The sequence below is a fragment of the Pseudomonas sp. AM8 genome, assembly GCF_036346475.1.
Lineage (GTDB): Bacteria > Pseudomonadota > Gammaproteobacteria > Pseudomonadales > Pseudomonadaceae > Aquipseudomonas > Aquipseudomonas marginalis.
On sequence record NZ_JAOTNX010000026.1, the window covers coordinates 1 to 21952 of the forward strand.

The 21952-nt window shown below is 61.7% G+C and carries 18 protein-coding genes and 2 pseudogenes; 7 read left to right on the forward strand and 13 right to left on the reverse strand.

Annotated features, from left to right (window positions below; genetic code table 11):
• Positions 1-261 precede the first annotated feature (261 nt).
• Genes V3W40_RS33705 through V3W40_RS33720 form a run of 4 tightly spaced genes read right to left on the reverse strand, consistent with a single transcriptional unit; the run spans position 262 to position 5066 of the window.
• Complete coding sequence (locus tag V3W40_RS33705; RefSeq protein WP_065926375.1) at positions 262-1125, reverse strand: SMP-30/gluconolactonase/LRE family protein; 864 nt, start codon at positions 1123-1125, stop codon at positions 262-264.
• Positions 1126-1144: 19 nt separating this feature from the next.
• Positions 1145-2725: an aldehyde dehydrogenase (NADP(+)) gene (locus V3W40_RS33710; RefSeq protein ID WP_065926376.1), complete on the reverse strand. Its 1581-nt coding sequence runs from the start codon at positions 2723-2725 to the stop codon at positions 1145-1147.
• Positions 2726-2735: 10 nt separating this feature from the next.
• On the reverse strand, positions 2736-3728 hold the full coding sequence (gene araD1, locus V3W40_RS33715) for an AraD1 family protein (RefSeq protein ID WP_330216462.1): 993 nt from the start codon (positions 3726-3728) through the stop codon (positions 2736-2738).
• Positions 3729-3743: 15 nt separating this feature from the next.
• Positions 3744-5066 (reverse strand): MFS transporter, encoded by a 1323-nt coding sequence (locus V3W40_RS33720; protein WP_053139479.1) that lies wholly within the window; start codon positions 5064-5066, stop codon positions 3744-3746.
• Positions 5067-5258: 192 nt separating this feature from the next.
• On the opposite strand from V3W40_RS33720, the gene V3W40_RS33725 reads away from it, so the two are divergent.
• Positions 5259-6995 carry an IlvD/Edd family dehydratase gene (locus V3W40_RS33725; RefSeq protein WP_027603618.1) on the forward strand — a complete coding sequence of 579 codons (1737 nt, stop codon included), beginning with the start codon at positions 5259-5261 and terminating at the stop codon, positions 6993-6995.
• 48 nt (positions 6996-7043) lie between these two features.
• A complete protein-coding gene (locus V3W40_RS33730) occupies positions 7044-7766 on the forward strand; it encodes a FadR/GntR family transcriptional regulator (protein ID WP_330216463.1) in 723 nt (240 codons plus the stop codon).
• Between the two features lie 152 nt (positions 7767-7918).
• On the opposite strand, the gene V3W40_RS33735 is transcribed toward V3W40_RS33730, so the two are convergent.
• Positions 7919-10045 carry a TonB-dependent siderophore receptor gene (locus V3W40_RS33735; protein ID WP_330216464.1) on the reverse strand — a complete coding sequence of 709 codons (2127 nt, stop codon included), beginning with the start codon at positions 10043-10045 and terminating at the stop codon, positions 7919-7921.
• 275 nt (positions 10046-10320) lie between these two features.
• Positions 10321-11412: an NADH:flavin oxidoreductase/NADH oxidase gene (locus V3W40_RS33740; protein WP_074846065.1), complete on the reverse strand. Its 1092-nt coding sequence runs from the start codon at positions 11410-11412 to the stop codon at positions 10321-10323.
• Between the two features lie 78 nt (positions 11413-11490).
• On the opposite strand from V3W40_RS33740, the gene V3W40_RS33745 reads away from it, so the two are divergent.
• Positions 11491-11802: an ArsR/SmtB family transcription factor gene (locus V3W40_RS33745; protein ID WP_027603612.1), complete on the forward strand. Its 312-nt coding sequence runs from the start codon at positions 11491-11493 to the stop codon at positions 11800-11802.
• Between the two features lie 8 nt (positions 11803-11810).
• Here the strand turns inward: V3W40_RS33745 and V3W40_RS33750 are convergent, their stop codons facing one another.
• The 5 genes from V3W40_RS33750 to V3W40_RS33770 form a co-directional block, all read right to left on the reverse strand.
• Entirely contained in the window at positions 11811-12272 is a 462-nt protein-coding gene (locus tag V3W40_RS33750; protein ID WP_330216465.1) for a metallophosphoesterase family protein, read from the reverse strand.
• 7 nt (positions 12273-12279) lie between these two features.
• Entirely contained in the window at positions 12280-13035 is a 756-nt protein-coding gene (locus V3W40_RS33755; protein ID WP_330216466.1) for a Fic/DOC family protein, read from the reverse strand.
• Positions 13032-13295: a hypothetical protein gene (locus V3W40_RS33760; RefSeq protein WP_137213080.1), complete on the reverse strand. Its 264-nt coding sequence runs from the start codon at positions 13293-13295 to the stop codon at positions 13032-13034. The genes V3W40_RS33755 and V3W40_RS33760 overlap by 4 nt, the downstream gene beginning before the upstream one ends.
• A 122-nt stretch (positions 13296-13417) precedes the next feature.
• Complete coding sequence (locus tag V3W40_RS33765; RefSeq protein ID WP_330216467.1) at positions 13418-14446, reverse strand: GGDEF domain-containing protein; 1029 nt, start codon at positions 14444-14446, stop codon at positions 13418-13420.
• Positions 14431-15309, reverse strand: coding sequence for a hypothetical protein (locus V3W40_RS33770; RefSeq protein WP_065926384.1), 879 nt, complete (start codon positions 15307-15309; stop codon positions 14431-14433). The genes V3W40_RS33765 and V3W40_RS33770 overlap by 16 nt, the downstream gene beginning before the upstream one ends.
• Before the next feature lie 261 nt (positions 15310-15570).
• Here V3W40_RS33770 and V3W40_RS33775 point away from each other — a divergent pair, with 261 nt between their 5' ends.
• The 4 genes and pseudogenes from V3W40_RS33775 (at position 15571) to V3W40_RS33785 (ending at position 19462) form a co-directional block, all read left to right on the forward strand.
• A complete protein-coding gene (locus V3W40_RS33775; protein ID WP_065926385.1) occupies positions 15571-16461 on the forward strand; it encodes a bestrophin family protein in 891 nt (296 codons plus the stop codon).
• Between the two features lie 300 nt (positions 16462-16761).
• Positions 16762-17685, forward strand: a pseudogene (locus V3W40_RS35085) (HAMP domain-containing protein); the annotation flags it as partial.
• 348 nt (positions 17686-18033) lie between these two features.
• Positions 18034-18549, forward strand: a pseudogene (locus V3W40_RS35090) (methyl-accepting chemotaxis protein); the annotation flags it as partial.
• Between the two features lie 91 nt (positions 18550-18640).
• Positions 18641-19462 carry a DeoR/GlpR family DNA-binding transcription regulator gene (locus V3W40_RS33785; protein ID WP_065926387.1) on the forward strand — a complete coding sequence of 274 codons (822 nt, stop codon included), beginning with the start codon at positions 18641-18643 and terminating at the stop codon, positions 19460-19462.
• A gap of 157 nt (positions 19463-19619) precedes the next feature.
• Here the strand turns inward: V3W40_RS33785 and otnI are convergent, their stop codons facing one another.
• Together otnI and V3W40_RS33795 are read right to left on the reverse strand one after the other, a co-directional pair.
• Positions 19620-20405: a 2-oxo-tetronate isomerase gene (gene otnI, locus V3W40_RS33790; RefSeq protein WP_330216468.1), complete on the reverse strand. Its 786-nt coding sequence runs from the start codon at positions 20403-20405 to the stop codon at positions 19620-19622.
• A 15-nt stretch (positions 20406-20420) separates the two neighbouring features.
• Positions 20421-21881, reverse strand: a complete 1461-nt coding sequence (locus V3W40_RS33795) for a GntT/GntP/DsdX family permease (RefSeq protein WP_315871578.1) — start codon at positions 21879-21881, stop codon at positions 20421-20423.
• Positions 21882-21952: the final 71 nt, after the last annotated feature.

The window sequence follows — 21952 nt, forward strand, 5'->3', positions numbered from 1 at the left end:
TTCAGCGGCCAGCAACAGCCCGCTCAAGCTCATGGCCGAGACCGCCACAGCGGCGCAGCACAGGGAACGGATACCACGACGACGATGATTCATACGGGTGACTCCTTGTTGTTGTTTTTTGTTTGCTGTTTTTTGTAGGAGCGAGGGGGACGCCTAGTTCTTGCTCGCGAAAAACGTTAACGATGACGCGTACATCCTGAATGCACGCGGCGCGTTCAGGCTTTTCGCGAGCAAGCTCGCTCCTACAGTGAAGCGGTGCAGCTAACCGGCAAAGCGATGGCAAGGCATGCCGGGGACATCGACTTCGATGGCCAGCACCGCACCGTCCAGAGGGTGATCCAATGGGCTGGCGGCGCTGGTGATATACAAAGTGGTGAGGTTGGGGCCACCGAATACGCAACTGGTGGGGCGACTCACGGGCAACTCGATAATGCGGTCCACCTCCCCCTCGGGCGTCAGGCGCAGCAGGCAACTGCCGTCCCAACGGGCGTTCCAGATGTAGCCTTGACTGTCCATGGCCGAGCCGTCCGGCCCGCCACGCTCATGGGGGCCGAACCACACCTGTGCCGGCTCGAGTTGGCCGTCGGCCTGAATCGAATACTGGTAGAGCGTGGCGTCCAGGCTGTCGCCGAAATGCACCTGGCGGCCGTCCTCGCTCCACAGTAAGGTGTTGGGAATGCCCAGGCCATGAAGCAACGGCGTGACCTGCGCATCCGCATTGATGCGAAACAGGCCGCCGGAGCGCCGCGTGATCGGCAAGTCTTCGCCGTGTTCGCCGATGTTGTTCTGCATGGTGCCCAGCCACAGGCGGCCCAGGGCATCGCAGCGCGCTTCATTGCCACGGTTGCCCGGTTGCGGGTCGGCCACGCACAACAGGGTCAGGGCTTCGGTGGCCAGGTCCAGACGGTAGACACCGCTGCTCAGGGTCACCAGCGCATCACCGCGTTCGCACGGGATAAACGCCGAAACGTGCTCGGGCAACTGCCAGATCTGCAACTGCCCGTCCATCAGGCGCAGGGCCTGTTTGCCGGCGATATTGACCCAGTACAGCGCCTGGGTCGGCACGTCCCAGAACGGGCCTTCCCCCAGTTGCGCACGGTGCTCAGTGACAGCGGTACACGACATGACGCCTCCTGATAAGTGTTTACAGCGAGTCGCGGGATGGCGTGCCATCCACCAGGCGCTGGATGCGCAACGGGTTGGCGTTTTTCAACGCGTCAGGCAGCAGGCTATCCGGGTAGTTCTGGAAGCACACCGGACGCAGGAAACGGTCGATGGCCAAGGTGCCGACCGAGGTGCCACGGGCATCCGACGTCGCCGGATACGGGCCGCCGTGCACCATCGAATCGCAGACTTCGACGCCGGTCGGGTAGCCGTTGAGCAGGATGCGCCCGACTTTCTGTTCCAGCAGCGGCGTGAGTTCGGCGAACTGTTGAAAGTCTGCCGGTTCGCCAATGATCGTCGCCGTGAGCTGGCCGTGCAGGCCGTGCAAGGCAGCGCTGAGTTGGGCTTGATCAGCAACTTCGACAAACACCGTGGTAGGGCCGAAGACTTCTTCCTGCAGCACTTCATCGCCATCGATCAGCAAGCGCACATCGGCCTTGAACAGCTGCGGTTGCGCCTGATTGCCCGCCTGGGTGCTACCGGCCAAATGCTGAATGCCAGGGTGCGCCAGGAGTTTTTCCAGGCCTTTGCCGTAGCTGCTCAGGGTGCCGGCATTGAGCATGGTTTGCGCCGGTTGCTCACCGATCAGTTGGGCGACCTGTTGGGTAAACGCGGTGAACTGCGGCGAAGCGATACCGATCACCAGGCCAGGGTTGGTGCAGAACTGGCCGCAGCCTTGCACCACCGACGCGGTCAGATCCCGAGCGACAGCATCCGCCCGCGCTTGCAGGGCCTGGGGTAGGACGATCACCGGGTTGATGCTCGACATCTCGGCAAACACCGGGATCGGCTGCGGGCGTGCCGCGGCCATATCGCACAAGGCGCGACCGCCCTTGAGCGAGCCGGTAAAGCCCACTGCCTGGATCGCCGGGTGCTTGACCAGCGCCTCACCGACGCCGCCGCCGAAGATCATATTGAACACACCGGCGGGCATCTCGGTGGCTTCAGCCGCACGGATGATGGCATTGGCCACCTGTTCAGCCGTGGCCATATGCCCGCTGTGGGCCTTGAACACCACCGGGCAGCCCGCCGCCAGCGCCGCAGCGGTATCACCACCGGCCGTGGAAAACGCCAGGGGGAAGTTGCTCGCGCCAAACACGGCCACCGGGCCCAGGCCAATGCGGTATTGGCGCAGGTCCGGGCGTGGCAGCGGCTGGCGATCGGGTAACGCCTTGTCGATGCGTGCGCCGTAGAAATCACCGCGACGCAGCACCGTGGCGAACAGGCGCATCTGGCCACTGGTACGCCCACGCTCGCCTTTGATACGGGCGGCAGGCAGCGCGGTTTCGCGGCAGACCAGCTCGATGAAGTTATCGCTCAGGCCATCCAGCTCGTCGGCGATCGCGTCCAGGAACTGCGCACGGCGCGCAGCACTCAACGCACGGTACGCCGGATACGCAGCGGCGGCGGCCTTGGCGGCGGCGTCGACTTCTTCCGGCGTGGCCTGATAGAAATCCTGCGGCAAGGTTTCGCCCGTGCTGGCATCGACGCTGTGCAGCTTGACGCTGCCGTTGGCGCTGCGCTGGCCGCCGATGTAGTTGTGGCCGAGGAACTGGGTCATGTTGATCTCCTTAAAGGGGGGTGACTTGGCCGGGTTCAAAGGCCGCATCGCTGCTGCCGACGCCATTGACCAACGGCGCGCCGAACTCGGCCTGGCTGATCTCGAACACATCGCCCGGTTGGGTACGTATACCATCGGCGAATGACAGCGTGGCGGTACCGAAGAAGTGAATATGCACATCGCCCGGCTTGAGGAACTGGCGGTATTTGAAGTGGTGGTACTCAAGATTTTCCAGGCTGTGGCACATATTGGCCTCGCCACTGAGGAATTCGTTCCGCCAGATTTCCTCGCCGTTACGCAGGATGCGGCTGGTGCCGGCCAGGTGCTGGGGCAACTCGCCCACGCGCAGTTCGGGGCCGTAGCTGCAGCTGCGCAGCTTGGAATGGGCCAGGTACAGGTAGTTTTTGCGCTCCATGATGTGGTCGGAGAACTCGTTGCCCACTGCAAACCCCAGGCGATAGGGCTTGCTGTCCAGGCCGATCACATACAGGCCGCCGATTTCCGGTTCTTCACCGGCGTCTTCGGCAAACGGTGGCACCGGGAAGGCTTCGCCTGGGCGCACGACGATGCTGCCGTCGCCCTTGTAGAACCATTCCGGTTGCACACCGGCCTGGCCGGCAGCGGGCTTGCCGCCCTCCACGCCCCATTTGAAGATGCGCATGGTGTCGGTCAAGGCGCTCTCATCGCCGGCCTGCTGGTGCATTTTGTCCCGCGCCGAGGCGCTGCCCAGGTGGGTCAGGCCGGTGCCGCTGATGAGCATATGGGCCGGGTCCGGGTGGTCCAGCGGTGGCAAAATCTTCAGGTCGGCCAGCAGTGCGGCGTAGTCATGGCTGTCGCCCAGGCCCAGGCTCTCGACCTGCTGCTGCAACTTGACGCCCGCCTCGATGGCGGCCAGCGCCAGTTCGCGCACGCTGCGCGCGGTACGCACTTCGCGCACTGTGGCGCCTTCTACAACGCCGACCCGGCGTTCACCGTTGCTTGACTCGAACTGAACTAAACGCATGAAACTTCTCCCAGATTAAGTACGTGTGGCGCCACGGGCGCTGGCGGCGAATTGATCGGCGGGCAGTACGTGCTTGCGCTCCAGCAGGCGGTAGACCACGCCGGTCAAGACCAGCCCAAACACCATGACCCCGGACAGGAAGTACAAGCCCGAGGCGAGGTTGCCGGTGTATTCCTTGAGCGCACCGATCACGAACGGACCGATATAGCCGCCGAGGTTGCCCACCGAGTTGATCAAGGCAATGCCCGCCGCCGCACTGGCGCCGGCAAAGAAGCGCCCCGGCAAGGTCCAGAACACGGCGGTGCAGGAAAACATCGCAAACGCCGCCAGGCACAGCGCGGCCATTTGCAGCACCGGCACACTCAGCCAGGCGCTGAAAAACAGGCCGATGGCGCCCAGCACATACAGCACGGCCAGGTGGCCGTAACGATCATTCAGGCGGTCGGAACTGCGCGGGATGATCAGCAGGCCGATGATGCCGAAGATGTACGGCACGGCGGAGATAAAGCCGGTGACCAGGTCGGTGCCGCCAAACTGTTTGATCAGGGTCGGCAACCACAGGCCCAGGCCGTAAATGCTCAGGGTCACCGGCAGGTAGAACAGCGCCAGCAGCAACACGCGTTTGTCCTTGAGGGCATGCAGCGGGTTGCCGTGGCGGGTCTGGCCGTAGGCTTGCAGGTCCTTGGCCAATTCATCGGTGAGCCAGGTTTTTTCCGCGTCGCTCATCCATTTGACCTGCTTGGGGCCATCCGGCAGGTAGCGCAGCACTGGCCAGGTGAGCAGGATCGCCGGGGTGCCGATCACGATGAACAGCCACTGCCAGCCATGCAGGCCGAGGATGCCGTCCATGCCCAGCAGGCCGCCGGACACCGGGCCGGTGATCATCATCGCAATCGGTTGGGAGAGGATGAACAGCCCGAGGATCTTGCCGCGATGGCGCACCGGGAACCATTGGGTGATGTAGTACAGGACGCCGGGAAAGAACCCGGCTTCGGCAGCGCCGAGCAGGAAGCGCATCACATAAAAGCTGTGCGGCCCTTGCACGAAGGCCATGCCGATGGTGATCGCGCCCCAGGTGATCATGATCCGCGCGAACCAACGCCGTGCGCCGAAGCGGTCGAGCATCAGGTTGCTGGGGATCTCGAAGAGGAAGTAGCCAATGAAGAACAACCCCGCGCCCAGGCCATAGGCCGCATCGCCGATACCGACGTCGGCGCCCATGTGCAGCTTGGCAAACCCCACGGCGGAACGGTCCACGTAGGCGATCAGGTACAGCAGGATCAGGAAGGGAATCAGTTTCAGCGTGATGCGCCGAATAAGCCGCAGTTCCTGGCTCATGGGGTCGATCTCCGATTGTTGTTTTTATAGAAGCTCGGGGGACGCCTCTCGCGGAAATCCGCCAGGGTCATACCTCAGTTAAGCCAGACTATATAGTAGGACTATTTGCAAAACAACTCTTCCAAAGCATCGATTTTGCGCTTATGTTTAAGCACGCATAGAACATATAGTCATACAATAAGAGAATCGATCATGTCTGATAAAAAGCCCGGCCTACGCTCCGCCCAGTGGTTTGGTACCGCCGACAAAAACGGCTTCATGTACCGTAGCTGGATGAAGAACCAGGGCATTGCCGACCATCAGTTCCATGGCAAGCCGATCATCGGCATCTGCAATACCTGGTCGGAGCTGACCCCGTGCAATGCGCATTTCCGCCAGATCGCCGAGCACGTCAAACGTGGCGTGATCGAGGCCGGTGGCTTCCCGGTGGAATTCCCGGTGTTCTCCAACGGCGAATCCAACCTGCGCCCCACCGCCATGCTCACTCGCAACCTGGCGAGCATGGACGTGGAGGAAGCCATCCGCGGCAACCCGATTGACGGTGTGGTGTTGCTGACCGGCTGCGACAAGACCACCCCGGCCCTGCTGATGGGCGCCGCCAGTTGCGACGTACCGGCCATCGTGGTCACCGGTGGGCCGATGCTCAACGGCAAGCACAAGGGCCAGGACATCGGCTCGGGCACCGTGGTGTGGCAGCTCAGTGAACAGGTCAAGGCCGGCACCATTACCCTGGATGATTTCCTCGCGGCCGAAGGCGGCATGTCGCGCTCGGCGGGCACCTGTAACACCATGGGCACTGCGTCGACCATGGCCTGCATGGCCGAGGCACTGGGCACGTCCCTGCCCCACAACGCGGCGATCCCGGCGGTGGATGCGCGGCGTTATGTGCTGGCCCATATGTCCGGCATGCGTGCGGTAGAGATGGTGCGCGAAGACTTGAAGCTGTCGAAGATCCTCACCAAGGAGGCGTTTGAAAACGCCATCCGCGTGAACGCCGCCATCGGTGGTTCGACCAACGCCGTGATCCACTTGAAAGCCATCGCCGGGCGCATCGGCGTCGAGCTCGACCTGGACGACTGGACCCGCATCGGTCGCGGCATGCCGACCATCGTCGACCTGCAACCGTCGGGGCGCTTCCTGATGGAAGAGTTCTACTACGCTGGTGGCCTGCCCGCCGTGCTGCGTCGCCTCGGTGAAGCCAACCTGATCCCGCACCCGAACGCCTTGACCGTCAACGGCAAGACCCTGGGCGAAAACACCAAGGACTCGCCGATCTACGGCCAGGACGAAGTGATCCGCACCCTCGACAACCCGATCCGCGCCGACGGTGGCATCTGCGTGCTGCGCGGCAACCTGGCGCCACTCGGCGCGGTGCTCAAGCCGTCGGCGGCCAGCGCCGAGCTGATGCAGCATCGCGGCCGTGCGGTGGTGTTCGAGAACTTCGACATGTACAAGGCGCGTATCAATGACCCGGAACTGGACGTGGACGCCAACTCGATCCTGGTCATGAAAAACTGCGGGCCCAAGGGTTACCCAGGCATGGCCGAAGTCGGCAACATGGGCTTGCCGGCCAAACTGCTGGCCCAAGGCGTGACCGATATGGTGCGGATCTCCGATGCGCGCATGAGCGGCACCGCCTACGGCACCGTGGTCTTGCACGTGGCGCCGGAAGCCGCTGCCGGTGGACCGTTGGCCACCGTGAAGGAAGGTGACTGGATCGAACTCGACTGCGCCAATGGCCGCCTGCACCTGGACATCCCCGACGCAGAGCTGGCGGCGCGCATGGCCGACCTGAAACCGCCGCAGAACCTGATCGTCGGCGGCTACCGCCAGTTGTACATCGATCATGTGCTGCAGGCCGACCAGGGTTGCGACTTTGACTTCCTGGTGGGTTGCCGTGGGGCTGAAGTCCCCCGGCATTCCCACTAATTGGGATGCTATGATGCCGCGAATTTAAGTCAGAGCATCCCTGTCGTTATGGATCACCAGCCGCCCAAGCCGCGCAAGAGCATGCATGCCCAGATCGTTCAGGACTTGGGCATGCACATCGTTTCAGGTCGCTTCAAGCCCGAAGAACGGTTGCCCATGGAGGCCACGCTCTGCGAGGAGTACAAGGTCAGTCGTTCGGTGTTGCGCGAAGCGACCCGGGTGCTCAGCGCCAAGGGCCTGGTGTATTCCAAGCCGCGGGTGGGCGCGGTGGTGCGACCGCGCTTGAAATGGCACCTGCTCGACCCGGACGTGTTGTCCTGGTTGATGCAGTCCACGCCCCACAGTGAATTCTTCAATACCCTGGCCGGTGTGCGGCGCATCCTCGAGCCGGAGATCGCCGCCATGGCCGCGACCACCGCCACCGATGAAGACATCGCCACCATCGAAAAAGCCTACCAGGGCATGGAAACCGCGCAGACCCACGAGCAGCTGCTGCAGGCCGACCTGGACTTCCACCGCGCCATTGCCGACGCCACCCGCAACGACCTGCTCGCCTATATGTGCAACATGCTGTCGTTGCCGCTGCGCGAGTCGATCAACATCACCAACCGCCGCCCGGACATCCAAGGCCTGAGCCTGCCCCGGCACAAGGCGATCCTCACCGCGATAAAAAACCGCGACGCCCTTGGCGCGCGGCATGCGTCGCTGGTGCAGCTGGATGACACGCGGGTGGCGTTGGATACGGTGATGAATGTGCTGACGCCGCTGTAATGTAAATGCAATCAAATGTGGGTGCGGGCTTGCTGTGGTGAGCGGGCTTGCCCCGTATTGGGGCCGCTTCGCAGCCCAACGCGGGGCAAGCCCGCTCACCACAGCAAGCCCCCTCACCACAGCAAGCCCCCACACTGGCACTGTGCAAGCCGTTAGAGGGTGTAGGCGATCCCTACCTGCACCGTGCGCGGTTCGCCGGGGTAGGCGTATACGTTGCCGAACGCACCTTCTTCATAGTCGCGATTGAACAGGTTCTTCACGTCCAGGTTCAGCCGCACCTTGTCGTTGACCTTGTAGTAGCTGAGCAGGTCGACCACGGTGTAGGCATCCATCGAGAAGGCGTTGTTGGAGGTCTGCCCGGCCCGTTCATCCACATACTTGCCACCCGCGCCGAGGCCCAGGCCCTTGAGGGCGCCGTCCTGGAACTCGTAGACGTTGAGCAGGCTGAAGCTGTTGCGCGGGATGTTCAGCAAGCGCGTGCCGCTGCGCAGGGTGTTGTCCTTGGTCACTTCGGCATCCACGTAGGCGTAGCCACCGATCACACGCCACTCGGGGGTGATATTGCCCACCACGTTCAGGTCGAAACCACGGCTGCGCACCTGGCCGGCGGCGACGCTGAAGGTGGAGTCGAGAGGGTCGGTGGTGAGCACGTTTTTCTTCTCGATCTGGTAGATCGCGGCGTCGACACTCAGTTGACGGTCCAGGGCTTCCCACTTGATGCCCATCTCGTAGGATTTGCCTTTCTCCGGTTCAAAACCACCGCCCTGGCGACTGGCGCCGGTGTTGGGCTTGAACGAACGCGCGGCGTCGGCGTAGACCGCAACGGTGTCGGTGAGGTCGTAGATCACACCCACGCGTGGGGTGACGGCGTTGTCGCTGGCTTCCCAGCTTTTACCGCCCGGCACGTAGGTGTGGTAGTCGTGTTCAAAGCGCTCGAAGCGTGCGCCGGCGAGCACTTTAAGGCGCTCGGTCAGGGCCACCTGATCCTGCACGAAGGCCGCGTAGGTCTTGAGGTTTTCCTTGTCGTGGGTCGGCGTGCGCGTGAGGTTCGGGCGCGCCTGGTCGTAGACCGGGTTGAAGATGTCGATTGAATAAGCACCCACTGCGCCGCTGGAGCGCTGGATGATCGACTTGTAGTCGTAGTCTTCGAATTCGACGCCGGTGAGCAAGGTGTGGTCGAAACCACCGGTGGAGAAATGCCCGGTGAGGTTGAGCTGAGTGTCCTTGTCGGTCCACTCCAGTTTGCGATAGTTGAAGTTGCGGCCCAGGGTGCGACCGTCGGCGGCCAGGCCGTTGGCTTCAATGGCATTGCCTTGCAAGGTGCCGTCCAGCCATTGGAAACCACCGCCCAGGGTCCAGCTGTCATTGAGCAGGTGCTCGAAACGCAGCTGGGCCATGCTGTTGTCGTTGTGCAGTTTGCCGACGTCTTTTTCACCCCAGAAGGTGTCGCGCGAGGCAGTGCCTTTTTGATTGGGGTAGCGCGTCAGGCCACGGTCCAGCGGGTGGTTGTTGCGCATGAAGTCGCCTTCGAAGATCACCTTGGTGTCATCGCTGGCCTGCCAGGTGATCACCGGGGTCACGCCGTAGCGTTCGGTCTCGACGTGATCACGGAACGTGTCACCGCCCTCGCCCACCACGTTCAGGCGATAGGCCAGGCGACCTTGTTCGTCCAGCGGGCCGGAAGCGTCGAGGGTGGCGCGCTGCATGCCCTGGTCATCCAGTTGGCTGCCGAGGGTCACGGTCGGCTCGGCCAGCGGTTGCTTGGACACCACGTTGAAGGTGCCGCCGGGATCGCCACGGCCATACAGCATGGTCGCCGGGCCGCGCAGCACTTCGAGGCGTTCGATGGTGTTGGCGTCCGGCATGTTCGGGTAACCGCGGTTGATCGGGAAACCGTTGCGGTAGAACTCGCCGGTGGTGAAGCCACGTACGGTGAAGGTGGTGAGCCCCTGGCCGCCGAAGTTATTGGCGCGGCCGACGCCACCGGCGTAGTCCAGGGCGTCCTGCAAACGGGTGGCGCCGATGTCTTCGACCACATCCTTGGACACGACGCTGATGGACTGCGGGGTTTCATGAATCGAGGTGTCAGTGCGCGTCGCACTCGCCGAACGTGTGGCGTGGTAGCCCTTGACCGGCCCTTGAGCCGTCTCGTAGTCCGCCTCGCCGGTGACATTGGTGGCTTGCAGCTCAAGACTGGCCTTGTCGGCAGGGACAACCTCGGCCCAGGTAAACGGGGAAAACGCCTGAAGCACGCAGAGGGAAATCAGGGTACGACGCATGGATGTTGAACCTAGTGAATGAGCCAGATGGGGCGGCAAACCTGCCAAAAATTCGCGCGAATGGTATACCAATCCATTCGCGTTTGACATCTGTTCTCATTCGCTATTTTTCAGGTAACCCCTTGGTATCGACATGCAGGAAGTTTGATGCGAACCCAATGTGGGAGGGGGCTTGCTCCGATAGCGGTGGATCAGCTGAAAATAAGCTGGCTGTTCCACCGCTATCGGGAGCAAGCCCCCCCAAATTTGGATTTCTATACGTCGTCAGGATCCGATCAGCGATACCGCTCCAACCAATGGGCGTAAGGCGCCGGCAAGGTCCAGGACGACTTCTCAACCCCCAGTTCCTTGGCCGCAAAGTACGCCCAATGCGGGTCAGCCAGGTGCGCACGACCGACCGAGACCAGGTCCAGGTGCCCAGCCTGCAACGCACCCTCCGCCAGTTGCGGCGTGCCAAAGCCCCAGGCCGAGGTCACCGGGATGCCCGCTTCGCGGCGCACGCGCTCGGCGATCGGGCCCATAAAGGCCGGGCCCCACGGGATATTCGTGTCGGGGATGGTGAAACCGACGCTGACGCTCAGCAGGTCCAGGCCGCCGGCCTTGAAGTTACGGGCCAGTTCGATGGATTCGGTCAGGGTCTGTTCGTCCCGGCCGTCGTATTCGATCACGCCAAAACGCGCGGTCAGCGGCAGGTTTTCCGGCCAGACCTCGCGCACGGCAGCCAGGGTTTCCAGGAGGAAACGGCTGCGGTTGTCGAAGCTGCCACCGTAGGCGTCGGTGCGCTGGTTGGAATGCTCGGAGAAGAAGCTCTGGCCCAGGTAGCCATGGGCGAAGTGCAGTTCGATCCACTCGAAACCGGCGTCACGGGCACGGCGGGCGGCGTCGACGAAGTCCTGCTTGACCCGAGCGATGTCGTCCAGGGTCATGGCGCGTGGCACTTGCGGCAGGTTGGCACCAAAGGCGATGGCCGACGGCGCGATGGTTTCCCAGCTGCGCGCATCGGAGGCAGGTATGTGGTCGTCCCCTTCCCACGGGCGGTTGGCGCTGGCTTTGCGACCGGCGTGGCCGATCTGGATGCCGGGCACCGAACCGGCGGCCTTGATGGCCTTGACCATGGGCACGAACGCTTCGGCGTGGGCGTCGCTCCAGAGACCGGCGCAGCCTGGGGTGATACGCCCCTCAGGCGCTACAGCGGTGGCCTCGACCACCAGCAAACCGGCACCACCCCGAGCCATACTGGCCAGGTGTACGAGGTGCCAGTCGTTGACGATGCCGTCATCGGCCATGTATTGGCACATTGGCGGGATGGCGATGCGATTGCGCAGGGTGACGTCTTTGAGTTTGAACGGTTCGAACAAAGCGGACATTGAGAACTCCGGGAGCGAGTGGATGATTCGATAGTTCGATGGTAATCGAACTATGGTATTCGATGATAGCCCCCTGTTATGATTCGTTTCATGCGAGCCTTTAAACACCCCACCCCGGAAGACCTGACCCTCGAGCGTCTGCTATACGCGCTGAGTGATCCGGTGCGCCTGGAGATTGTCCGCTGCCTGGCCGGCGTGCCCGAGGCCAGTTGCGGCGAACTGGACGGCGGGCGCCCCAAGTCCAGCATGTCCCACCACTTCCGGGTCCTGCGCGATGCCGGCCTGGTACACACCCGCAGCGTGGGCACTACCCACATGAATTCATTGCGCGGCGAGGTGCTTGAGGAACGGTTTCCGGGATTGTTGCAGAGCATCCTGACGCAACGATAAAAGCCGGATCAGTCCAGCAGCGCGATCAGCTGCGACTCGATCGTCATTTCCCGCACGTCCAGCACCGCCAACGTCACCGGCAACTTGAAGCGCCGCCGCCCTGCACTGCCGGGGTTTACGTACAGTGTTGCGCCCCGCCATTCGATCAGGGGCTTGTGCGAATGGCCGGTGATCACCAGCCGAGTAGACGTGTGGAGTAAGGCGGGTACGTCGGCGATATCATGCACCACCAACGTCCGCCATCCGTCCACCTCCAGCATCAGATGATCGGGCACCTGCTCCGCCCACGCCGCGTCCTGGTCATTGTTGCCACGCACCACGTGCAGGGGCGCGATCTGTGCCAATTGCTGAAGAATCTCAGGGCTGCCGATATCGCCGGCATGGATGATCTGCTCGCATCCCTGCAAGGCCGCCACCGCTTCAGGCCGCAGCAGGCCATGGGTATCGGAAATCAAGCCAACTCTGGGCATCGTGGTCCTATTTTTTGGATGAAGGCGCAGCGAGCGATTGCGCTCTGTAGGTTGTGTAAATCTTTTGAACCTCAGGATTATCAAGGCTTTCGTAGGTAATCCTTTCCTTATCAAGCCCATCCAAACCTTTTAGACCACCTATCATTCCTGGCCATTCGTCACGATGTGCAATATCGACCACGAAGGGTTGCAGGTAATCATTCAGATGCCCTTTAAACGGCTCTTTGATTTCCGCACTGAGTGCCCGGAGGTAATCATCCTTGTTGGTTTTTGACCATTCAATGGCGAACTTGGCTCGATAACAAAGTTCCATGAAAACCAGCAGAATCGTGCGCCCATTGCCATCGAGAAAAGGATGCGCGAATGCCAACTGGCCCATGACGTCACCAGGGCGATCCCTGAAGCGCTTCTTGTTCGACGCCAGCTCAAATGCATAGTCGACGGAGAGTCTGATCGATGCCGGATGCTCAAACGGGGTATGGTGTGGATCGTCTTGAGAACCTTTGAAAACGGCAAGATGTGGAACAAGCTCAGTTCGATCCTTACCCGCCCAGTGATAAAAATCAGAGAACAGGAGCTCGTGTACTTTGAGTACGGACGAGTAATCGATACTTTTTTTTTGGGCCAAGTATCGAAGCGCGTCTTCCATGCTCAGTTCGAACGATAGATGCTCTGACTCTTTTACTTCGATGGGATCTTTAAGCTGTAGAGCATTTTGAAGGTACCCAGCGGTCTCAAAATCGCCGAAGGGATCAAAATTCATGCGCTTAGCTTCTTCTTGGAGCGTCGCTTCTCTTGGAGGTAACTGCCCTGAAGCGCCATGGTTTCCGATTTACTCAGAACGCCCTTCCTCTTGAGATTGACCAACAACTGCTCCACACCATCCAACTCGACCACATCGCCAGCCAGGCTAGTAATCGCAGCAGCCATTCGGCTTATGCCATCACGCTCAGCGGTAACATGATGAGCCCTGGCCAGGCGACGCACGTGGCTGGCAATACTGATATCGGCTGTTTTAGTCATCTGAAATCCCTCAATTAGCCTCCAGAGCATAGCATGGTGCCCTCCTTCCACCTCAACCGAAGCGCACGTAACTTAAACGTTTCTGGTTCAGGGCGAACCTTCCCCGCAAGCCGGCGTCCGAGCTAAGGCACTCCATGGCAGACCGGCGCGCCATCCAGATATACACGGTCCTTGCCGTTGCCCTTGGCGGCGTAGAGGTTGCGGTCGGCACGTTTGAGGACCGCCGACATATCGGCCCCGGCCGTAAAGCGTGTCATGCCCGCACTGCAGGTGTAGTGATGGGGCGGCGCGACACTGCACCGAATCCCCTGCAGCAGGCGCAGCGCGTAGTCGGTGGCGACATCAGGGTCATCGCCCACCAGCAGCACGCCGAATTCTTCACCGCCAATCCTGCCGAAACTGTGGCTGCCGGGGGTGGCTTTCAGGCACGCGGCCATCGCACAGAGAATCCTGTCGCCGACGTCATGGCCGAACTGGTCATTCTTCAATTTGAAACTGTCGATATCCAACATCATGAAGTAGCCCGTATCACCGGCCGCAATCAGTTTGGCGAAGCTCTCCATAAAGGCGCGCCGGTTCAGGATGGAGGTCAAGTAATCCGTCTCGGCCAATTCCCGAAACTCACTCTCGACCAGTAACACGGAGCGCAGGTTTTTCAGGTAGTAGACATTCAAGACAGAACCGATCGCCACCGACGCGGCGCAAAAGATAAACACGTAGGTGTCGACGCCTGCGTAAAGGCTCAACTGAATGTGGGGCCACGTCAGTAACCAGACCAACGCGGCGCAGAACAGAAAATCCTGAACCACGATAAACAGGATTGCGCTGCTCATTACCAGGGTCACGGCCAGCGGCAAGGCAAACACCTGCAACGCAGGCCGGGTGTGAACCACATAGGCAAAACCTGCGGACAGCAGCGCCATGTAGGCCACGCCCAGCGCCCGCCACAGCACATACTGAGTCACCACCCGGTGGACCCCATACACCGCGCACAGACCCATCGTGACCAGCACGACCGGCCAGCCGAACATCCTCCCGCGATCAACCAGCAACACCGCCAGCCAGGCGAAAATCCCGATCAGTTCGGCCTGGGCAATGGCGGGCGACAGCAGCCTTTGCATCCGTGGCCTGAGCTTTACATTAGCCGGCATCCCGTCACTCCCTGTGCATGAGTGGCCGCTTTATTATCGACATGACTCAGTTGAAGACTGTGCAGGCAGGTCGCAAACGAATACGCCATGAACCGCCTTACCAACACGATAAAAGGTGGCAGGACTTCAAGCAGTGTCTTGGAATGAATCTTGAAATAGCCCCGGTCGGCCCCCTCTTGCACCAGACGAATAACGTGGGTCTTGGACACCGAGAGTTGCTCAGCGATGGAAAGGTAGGACGAAGACCTGAAACTTGCCCCTTGATTATCCAGCGCACACGCATCGTTATAGATCGCCAGCATCAACATATGTCCGGCATCGCGTTTTACCAGCCAATAACAATCAGGCATCAACAGGTCAATCGTCACGTTCTGGCGCAGAAGCACCGAAAAACCTTTGAAATAACGGGCCAGATAGGCGCGATCATCCAACCCGGCCATTGACCCGCACACCTCGGTTTCCGGGCACATCACGCCCAGCGGCTCGACCACGGACGTAAGCATCAGCCTGATCTCCTCGCAGGCTTGGGATGACGGACTGAATACCCGCAAACGACTGTCATCCGCATGCCTCGACACCGTCATGAACCCCAGGACCCTGAACAGCAGGAAGATCGACTCCAGGCTGTTTCTCGAACAGAACCCGCGCGCCACACAAAACTCTTTCACCTCGGACAGTAAGGGAACTGGCTTGGAGAAATACGTGCTCAATAACGTAAAGGACACCATCAAGCGACTGAACTTCAGTGCGGTCTTGTAGAAAAACGGTCTTTTTGAATAGGACTCCAGCAAAATCGAATAATGGGTACGAATACTCGCTTCAAACTCCACATGGCGCTCAAACGCCCGCGCCGACTGTTCCATCGCCAACTTTAACGAACCACTGCACATGAGAAAGAGCCCTGATCAAACAACTTGGATCCACTGATCTCAATTGCAGCACCGATAATGGCGTTTTGCCTTGGGCGCAATCTAGCGTGATTAGCTCTGAGGACACCGTCGCTACCAAAATTGTTCCAGAAAACTCAGGCGGCTTAACCGTTTCAGGCGCCGCAGCGAACCTTCCCCGCCAGCCGACGTCCGAGCTAAGGCACTGTTGCCTACTGCTCGCCGCGAGGTTGTCGTTTGAAAGCCGCCATCATCAAAAAGTACCGCCTGATCATCAAGACCATGGGCTATGTGGGCTGGTCGCTGTTCTGGCTGTTGTTGTGGGACGTCGCCGTCACCGTGGACTTCATGCTGTTCCTCACCGCCAAGATCAACTTGCCGCTGATGCCCCTCACCCTGCTGGGCTCGGCACTGATCGTGCTCATCAGCTTTCGCAACAGCAGCGCCTATAACCGCTGGTGGGAAGCGCGCACGCTGTGGGGTGCGATGGTCAACAATTCGCGCAGTTTTGCCCGTCAGGTTTTGACCTTGCTGGACGATCCTGACGGCGAAGTGAACCCGATCAAGTCCACCCTGCTGCGCCGCCACGTGGCCTACGTAAATTGCCTGGCCGCGCACCTCAGGGGCGAACCGTGCCCTGATGAAGTACGCGCCTTTATCCCCACCGAGGAATTCGCCCGCAACGGCGCCACCAACAACTTTGCCAATGACATCCTCACCGGCTCGGCGGCGTTGCTGGCCCGCGAATACAAGGCCGGGCACCTGGACAGCATTCGCCTGGCGCGGCTGGAGTCGACCCTGGTGGATCTGTCCAATGCCCAGGGCGGCATGGAACGGATCGCCAACACACCACTGCCCTACCCTTACGTGTATTTCCCACGCCTGTTTATCTCGCTGTTCTGCCTGATCGTGCCCGTGGGCCTGGTGGAATCCCTGGGCTGGTTCACCCCGCTGGCGTCCACCGTGGTGGGTTTTATGCTGCTGGCCATCGAACGCATCGGCACCGACCTGCAAAGCCCGTTCCGCTCCAGCGAACACCAGATCCAGATGGAAGCCATCTGCGAAACCATCGAGAAGAACCTGCAATCGATGCGCCGCGACGCCCTGGCCGACCACTCAATCGGCTGATCACGCCCCGCGCCCTAAAGTGCGTGCCCCTTCGGTCGATAAACCGGAGGTACGCATGGGCCTTACCCCCTTCATAACAACACATGCGGCATTCAGCACTAGCGTTTCCCCTTGCCAAAACTATAAATACCCGCAGGTGAAGTCATGAATATCAAGCAGAAGCTGACCTGGGCGTTCGCGGCTATCGCGTGCCTCCCGGTCATCCTGGTGGCCGTGTTGGTAGTGCTGAATCTGCGCGAGGGGGCCCTGGCCAATTTCCTCGACAGCAGCGGTCGCGAGATCCGTCAGATCGACAACGGCATGAAGCAGTTCTTCGATGGCATCAGCCAGAACGTCGACTTCGTGGCCAAGGACCCGCGCGTTGTCGCGGCCAAGGATCTCAAGAGCTACGCCGGCGCCGACGCCGCGCAAATCCCCCTGACCCAGACCAACAAAGACCTGCTGGCGATTTTCGACCAGTTCGCCAAGAGCCACCCGAGCACCGCCTACTTGTCTTTGGGCCTCGCCGACGGCGGTTATGCCAGCTGGCCTGATGACACCAAACTGAACAACTACGACCCACGCGTACGCCCCTGGTACAAAGCCGCCATCGCCGCGCCAGGCGCCACCGTGCGCACCGGCGCCTATTACTGGGCACCGGACGACGTGGTCCTGATCGGCACCGTGCACACCGTCGCCGACGCCACCGGCAACATACTCGGCGTGGTCGGCCTGGACGTGTCGCTCAAGCAGCTCACCGAGCTGGTGCGCAACATCAAGCTGGGCGACAGCGGCTACCTGATGCTGGTGGAAGCCAACGGCAACGTGCTGGTGGACCCCAGCGACGCCAAGCACAACTTCAAGCCGATGGCCGACCTGGGCCCCAACTACGCCGAACTGGCCAAGCGCGGCGACGGCGTGACCCAGATCGACATCGACGGCGTGGCCTACATGGCCAACGTGGTCAGTTCCAAGGATCTGGGCTGGCGCTTTATCGGCCTGATCAAACGCGATGAAGTCATGGCCGGCGCCACCAGCCTCACGTGGTTGATCGCCGCGATTGCCGCCGCCCTGGCCGTGGTGTTCGCGATTGTCGGCGCCAGTTTTGCGAGCATGATCGTACGCCCGATTCGCGGGGTGGCCGACGGCCTGCAAGAAATTGCTGAAGGCGAAGGCGACCTGACGCGCCAACTCAAGGTGCAAGGCAAGGACGAAACCGCCAGCCTGGCGGGCTGGTTCAACCAGTTCCTGAGCATGATCGCGCAACTGGTACAGCGCATCGGCAACGCCTCTTCCGACCTGCAAACCGCCGCCGCCGACACCAGCGAAGTCGCCAACAACATGAACCAGGCCGCCGGGCGCCAACGTGAAGCCGTGGAGCTGGTAAGCACCGCGTTCAACGAAATGGTAGCCACCGCCAACGAAGTCGCGCGCTCCTGCAGCGCCGCCGCCGCGAGTGCCGACGAGGGCTACCGCGACGTGCACAATGGCCAGCAGCACATCGGCGAAGCCACCGGCAGCGTGCTCAAGCTCAGCGAAGACCTGCAAAAGTCGACCCAGACCATGCAGTTGCTGGAGCAGGACAGCCAGAACATCAACACCATCCTCGACACCATCCGCTCGATCGCCGAACAGACCAACCTGCTGGCACTCAACGCCGCGATTGAAGCCGCGCGCGCCGGTGACCAGGGCCGCGGTTTTGCCGTGGTCGCCGACGAAGTCCGCGCCCTGGCGCGCCGCACTGCCGACTCCACCGGTGAAATCGACAGCCTGCTGGGCAACCTCGCCCGCCGCACCCAGGAAGTCACCCAGCAGATGCAGGGCAGCCTGCTGGTGTCCCACACCAGCGTGGAACGCATCCAGCAGGCCCGCGACAGCTTCGACAAGATCCAAGGCTCGGTGGACTCGATCCGCGACCAGAACACCCAGATCGCCACCGCGGCCGAAGAACAGCACCAGGTGGCCGAAGAGATCAACCGGCACATCGCGCAGATCCATGCCGATGCGCAACTGGTCGAAGGCTTTGCCCACTCGGCGCAGACCGGATCAGGGCGGTTGACGGATATTTCCGGTCAGCTCAAGGGGTTGGTGGGGCGGTTCAAGTTCTGACCGCTGTCACACCGGGGTCGCCGGCGGGGGCGTGTATTGGCTACTATAGCCACGCACTCCCCGCCTCTTACCCAACCACTGCGGAGCCTTAATGCCCAACCCGAAGGACACGGCCACCGACAGCAGCACCCCGATGATTCCCGAGCAGCGTCGCGAACAGATCCTGCGGCAGTTGCGCAAGCATCAGGTGATGAGCGTGCACCAGTTGATGGAGATGTTCGACTGCTCGCACATGACCGTGCGCCGCGATATCGCCCTGCTGGAGCAGGAAGGCCGGGCGTACTCCGTCACCGGTGGGGTCCGGATCGCCAGCCAGTTGCACAGCGAACCCAGCCATCAATCCAAAGCCGTGGTGGAGTTGCCGCAAAAGCAGGCCATGGCACGACTGGCCGCACGGTTGCTGCACGCGGACATGACGGTGTACCTGGATGCCGGCACCAGCACCCTGGAGATCGTCCCGTATATCAAGGCGCTGTCGGGGATGACCGTGGTCACCAATGACTTCGGGATCGTGCAGGCCCTGATGGATGCGACACAGGTCACGGTGATCCACACCGGCGGCCAACTGGACCATGACAACCATTCTTCCGTCGGCGGGCTGGCCGTGGCAACCCTGCGCCAGGTGGTGACGGACATCGCCTTTGTGTCCACCAGCTCCTGGGATTTGCACCGAGGTATCACCACCCCCTCGGCGCTGAAAGTCGAGGTCAAGCAAGTGGCGATGCAATCGGCGTCCCAGGTGGTGCTGGTGGCGAGCAGTTCCAAATACGGCACCTTCAGCATGTACCGCATCGCCGGGCTGGAACCGTTCGACGTGATCATCAGCGACGACGCCCTGGCCCCGGCAGCGGCAGATGGCATCCGCAAGCGCGGGATTGAATTGATGCTGCCGGGTGATCCGTTGCCGGCGTGATGCCCTCCCTTTGTAGGAGAGGTCGAGCTTTAGCTAGGCTTCGATGGCGGTGGCAGGGTTGGTAGAGGTGTTGGCTGACATACCGCTATCGGGGGCAAGTCGAATCGTCGCACCGCCCCTCCCACATTTGAACCGAACCGACACAGAGGCTCGTCGACTACCGAGCCGCTTTCCAGTCCCGTAACCATTGCAGGCCCGCCGAGGTGTCGCCCTTTGGCCGGTATTCGCAGCCGACCCAGCCGTCGTAGCCCAACTGGTCCATCAGTTCGAACAGGAACCCATAGTTCAGCTCGCCCAGGTCAGGCTCGTGACGGTCCGGTACCCCGGCAATCTGGATATGGCCAATGCCGTCGAAATCGCGACGCAGCTTGGTGGCCAAGTCGCCTTCGACGATCTGGCAGTGGTAGCAGTCAAACTGCACCTTGAGGTTGTGCGCGCCGACCTCCCGGCAGATGGCGTGGGCCTGGCCCTGGCGGTTGAGGAAAAACCCGGGCATGTCGCGGGTGTTGATCGGTTCCAGCAACACGGTGACGCCGACCTTGGCCGCAGCGGCGCTGGCGTAGGCGAGGTTTTCCAGGTACACGGCCTGATGGCGCTGACGCAGGTTTTCCGAGGGCAGCAAGCCGGCCATGACGTGCACGCGGTCGTTGCCGAGCACGGCGGCGTATTCCAACGCGCGGTCGAAGCCACTGCGAAACTCGGCCTCACGCCCCGGCAGCGTGGCGATGCCGCGCTCCCCCGCCGCCCAATCGCCCGGTGGTGCATTGAACAGGGCCTGGACCAGGCCGTAGTCACTCAGGCGTTGCTTGAGTGCCTCGGCGCTGTAGTCGTAGGGGAACAGGTATTCCACCGCGTCGAAACCATCGGCCTTCGCCGCCGCGAAACGCTCGAGAAAATCATGTTGCGGGTACAGCATGCTCAGGTTGGCAGCAAAACGAGGCATAAAAGCTCCCAAGAGTCAGACAAAAGGCCAGATCAACAATGTAATCACGAACCCCAAGGTACCGAGCAAGGTGGTGATCACCGTCCACGTGCGCAGACCGTCTGCCACGTTGAGCCCGGCGAGCTTGGTGAAGATCCAGTAGCCGGCGTCGTTGATATGCGACATCGCCAGCCCGCCACCGCCCATGGCCAGGCACAGCAGCGCCAGGTGGTTGGGCGTGAGGTTGAGGGTCACGATCAGCGGGCTGATGATCCCCGCCGTGGTCACCAGGGCCACGGTGGTCGAACCCTGCACCGCGCGCAGCAGCATGGTCAACAAAAAGCCCAGGGCCAGCACCGGCAGGCCGGTGGTGCGCAGCATGTCGGAGACTACCGCGCCGATGCCGGTGTCCACCAGCACCTTGCCGAACACGCCCCCGGCGCCGGCGATCAGGATCACCATGGCCACGCCCGGCAAGGCCGAGCCGATCACATCCGACACCTGGCTGCGGCTCCAACCCCGGCGCGAACCCAGCAACCAGGCGCACAGCAAGGTGTCGATCAGCAGCGCCACCAACGGCGCGCCCAGCACGGTCATCACCCCACGCAACGCCGATTCGATCGGCAGCAGCGAGGTGGCCAGGGTGCCCAGCAAAATCAGCACAATCGGCAGCAGGATCAGGCTCACAATCAGGCCAAAACCGGGTGCAGGCGCCGCCGGCAGCTTGGCGGCAATGGCGCTGGTGGACTCTTCCAATCCCATATGGGACTCGGCCACGGCGCTCTGTTGCACCGCCTGGTGATTGCCGTTGGTCCAGGCCCGCAGGTCTTCATTGGTCACGTGGGGGCCATAGACTTCTGCACGGATATCGTCGGTCATCGGATAGAAGCGCCGGGTCATGCGTCCCGCCACGCGGTAGCCGATGTAGCACAACAATGCGGTGATCGGCAGGCCGAACATCAGTACCCGGCCCAGGTCAGCGCCCAGTTGGCTGGCGGCGGCTACGGCGCCCGGATGGGGCGGCAGGAAGGCATGCACGGTGAGCAGCGCCGCACACATCGGCAAGGCGAACACCAGCAGCGGCTTGCGCGCCCGGCGTGCCACGCCATAGGCCAACGGCATCAGGATGATCACCCCGACTTCAAAGAACACCGGCACGCCGATGATGAACCCGGCGATGGTCAGCGCCAGCGGCGTACGGCTGTTGCCGAAGCGCTCGATCAACGACTTGGCCAGGGCCTCGGCACCGCCGGACAGCTCGATGATCCGCCCGATCATCGCGCCCAGGGCAATGATGATCGCGATATGGCCCAGGGTCTTGCCCATGCCGCCCTCGATCGTCGCCACCAGGTCAGCCGGTTTCACCCCGGCCACCAGCGCCACCACGATACTCACCAGCATCAACGCGACAAACGGCTGGAATTTGTACCTGAGGACCAGAAACAGCAGCAGCGCGATACCCGCGCCAGCGGTCAACATCAAAATCAGTGGGCTCATTCAAGAATGTCCTGTTGTTATTGTTTTTTTAGGCAAGCCGGGTCCGTCGAGCGTCAAACCAGGCGCTCGGG

What these genes read in the sequence shown, in the direction of transcription:
- V3W40_RS33730 (WP_330216463.1), top strand. Translation starts at nt 7,044, where the DNA reads ATGGATCACCAGCCGCCCAAGCCGCGCAAGAGCATGCATGCCCAGATC.
- V3W40_RS33765 (WP_330216467.1), bottom strand. Translation starts at nt 14,446, where the DNA reads ATGCCGGCTAATGTAAAGCTCAGGCCACGGATGCAAAGGCTGCTGTCG.
- V3W40_RS33750 (WP_330216465.1), bottom strand. Translation starts at nt 12,272, where the DNA reads ATGCCCAGAGTTGGCTTGATTTCCGATACCCATGGCCTGCTGCGGCCT.
- V3W40_RS33745 (WP_027603612.1), top strand. Translation starts at nt 11,491, where the DNA reads ATGATTCGTTTCATGCGAGCCTTTAAACACCCCACCCCGGAAGACCTG.
- V3W40_RS33760 (WP_137213080.1), bottom strand. Translation starts at nt 13,295, where the DNA reads ATGACTAAAACAGCCGATATCAGTATTGCCAGCCACGTGCGTCGCCTG.
- V3W40_RS33740 (WP_074846065.1), bottom strand. Translation starts at nt 11,412, where the DNA reads ATGTCCGCTTTGTTCGAACCGTTCAAACTCAAAGACGTCACCCTGCGC.
- V3W40_RS33705 (WP_065926375.1), bottom strand. Translation starts at nt 1,125, where the DNA reads ATGTCGTGTACCGCTGTCACTGAGCACCGTGCGCAACTGGGGGAAGGC.
- V3W40_RS33755 (WP_330216466.1), bottom strand. Translation starts at nt 13,035, where the DNA reads ATGAATTTTGATCCCTTCGGCGATTTTGAGACCGCTGGGTACCTTCAA.
- V3W40_RS33725 (WP_027603618.1), top strand. Translation starts at nt 5,259, where the DNA reads ATGTCTGATAAAAAGCCCGGCCTACGCTCCGCCCAGTGGTTTGGTACC.
- V3W40_RS33720 (WP_053139479.1), bottom strand. Translation starts at nt 5,066, where the DNA reads ATGAGCCAGGAACTGCGGCTTATTCGGCGCATCACGCTGAAACTGATT.
- V3W40_RS33770 (WP_065926384.1), bottom strand. Translation starts at nt 15,309, where the DNA reads ATGGAACAGTCGGCGCGGGCGTTTGAGCGCCATGTGGAGTTTGAAGCG.
- otnI (WP_330216468.1), bottom strand. Translation starts at nt 20,405, where the DNA reads ATGCCTCGTTTTGCTGCCAACCTGAGCATGCTGTACCCGCAACATGAT.
- V3W40_RS33785 (WP_065926387.1), top strand. Translation starts at nt 18,641, where the DNA reads ATGCCCAACCCGAAGGACACGGCCACCGACAGCAGCACCCCGATGATT.
- V3W40_RS33735 (WP_330216464.1), bottom strand. Translation starts at nt 10,045, where the DNA reads ATGCGTCGTACCCTGATTTCCCTCTGCGTGCTTCAGGCGTTTTCCCCG.
- V3W40_RS33795 (WP_315871578.1), bottom strand. Translation starts at nt 21,881, where the DNA reads ATGAGCCCACTGATTTTGATGTTGACCGCTGGCGCGGGTATCGCGCTG.
- V3W40_RS33710 (WP_065926376.1), bottom strand. Translation starts at nt 2,725, where the DNA reads ATGACCCAGTTCCTCGGCCACAACTACATCGGCGGCCAGCGCAGCGCC.
- araD1 (WP_330216462.1), bottom strand. Translation starts at nt 3,728, where the DNA reads ATGCGTTTAGTTCAGTTCGAGTCAAGCAACGGTGAACGCCGGGTCGGC.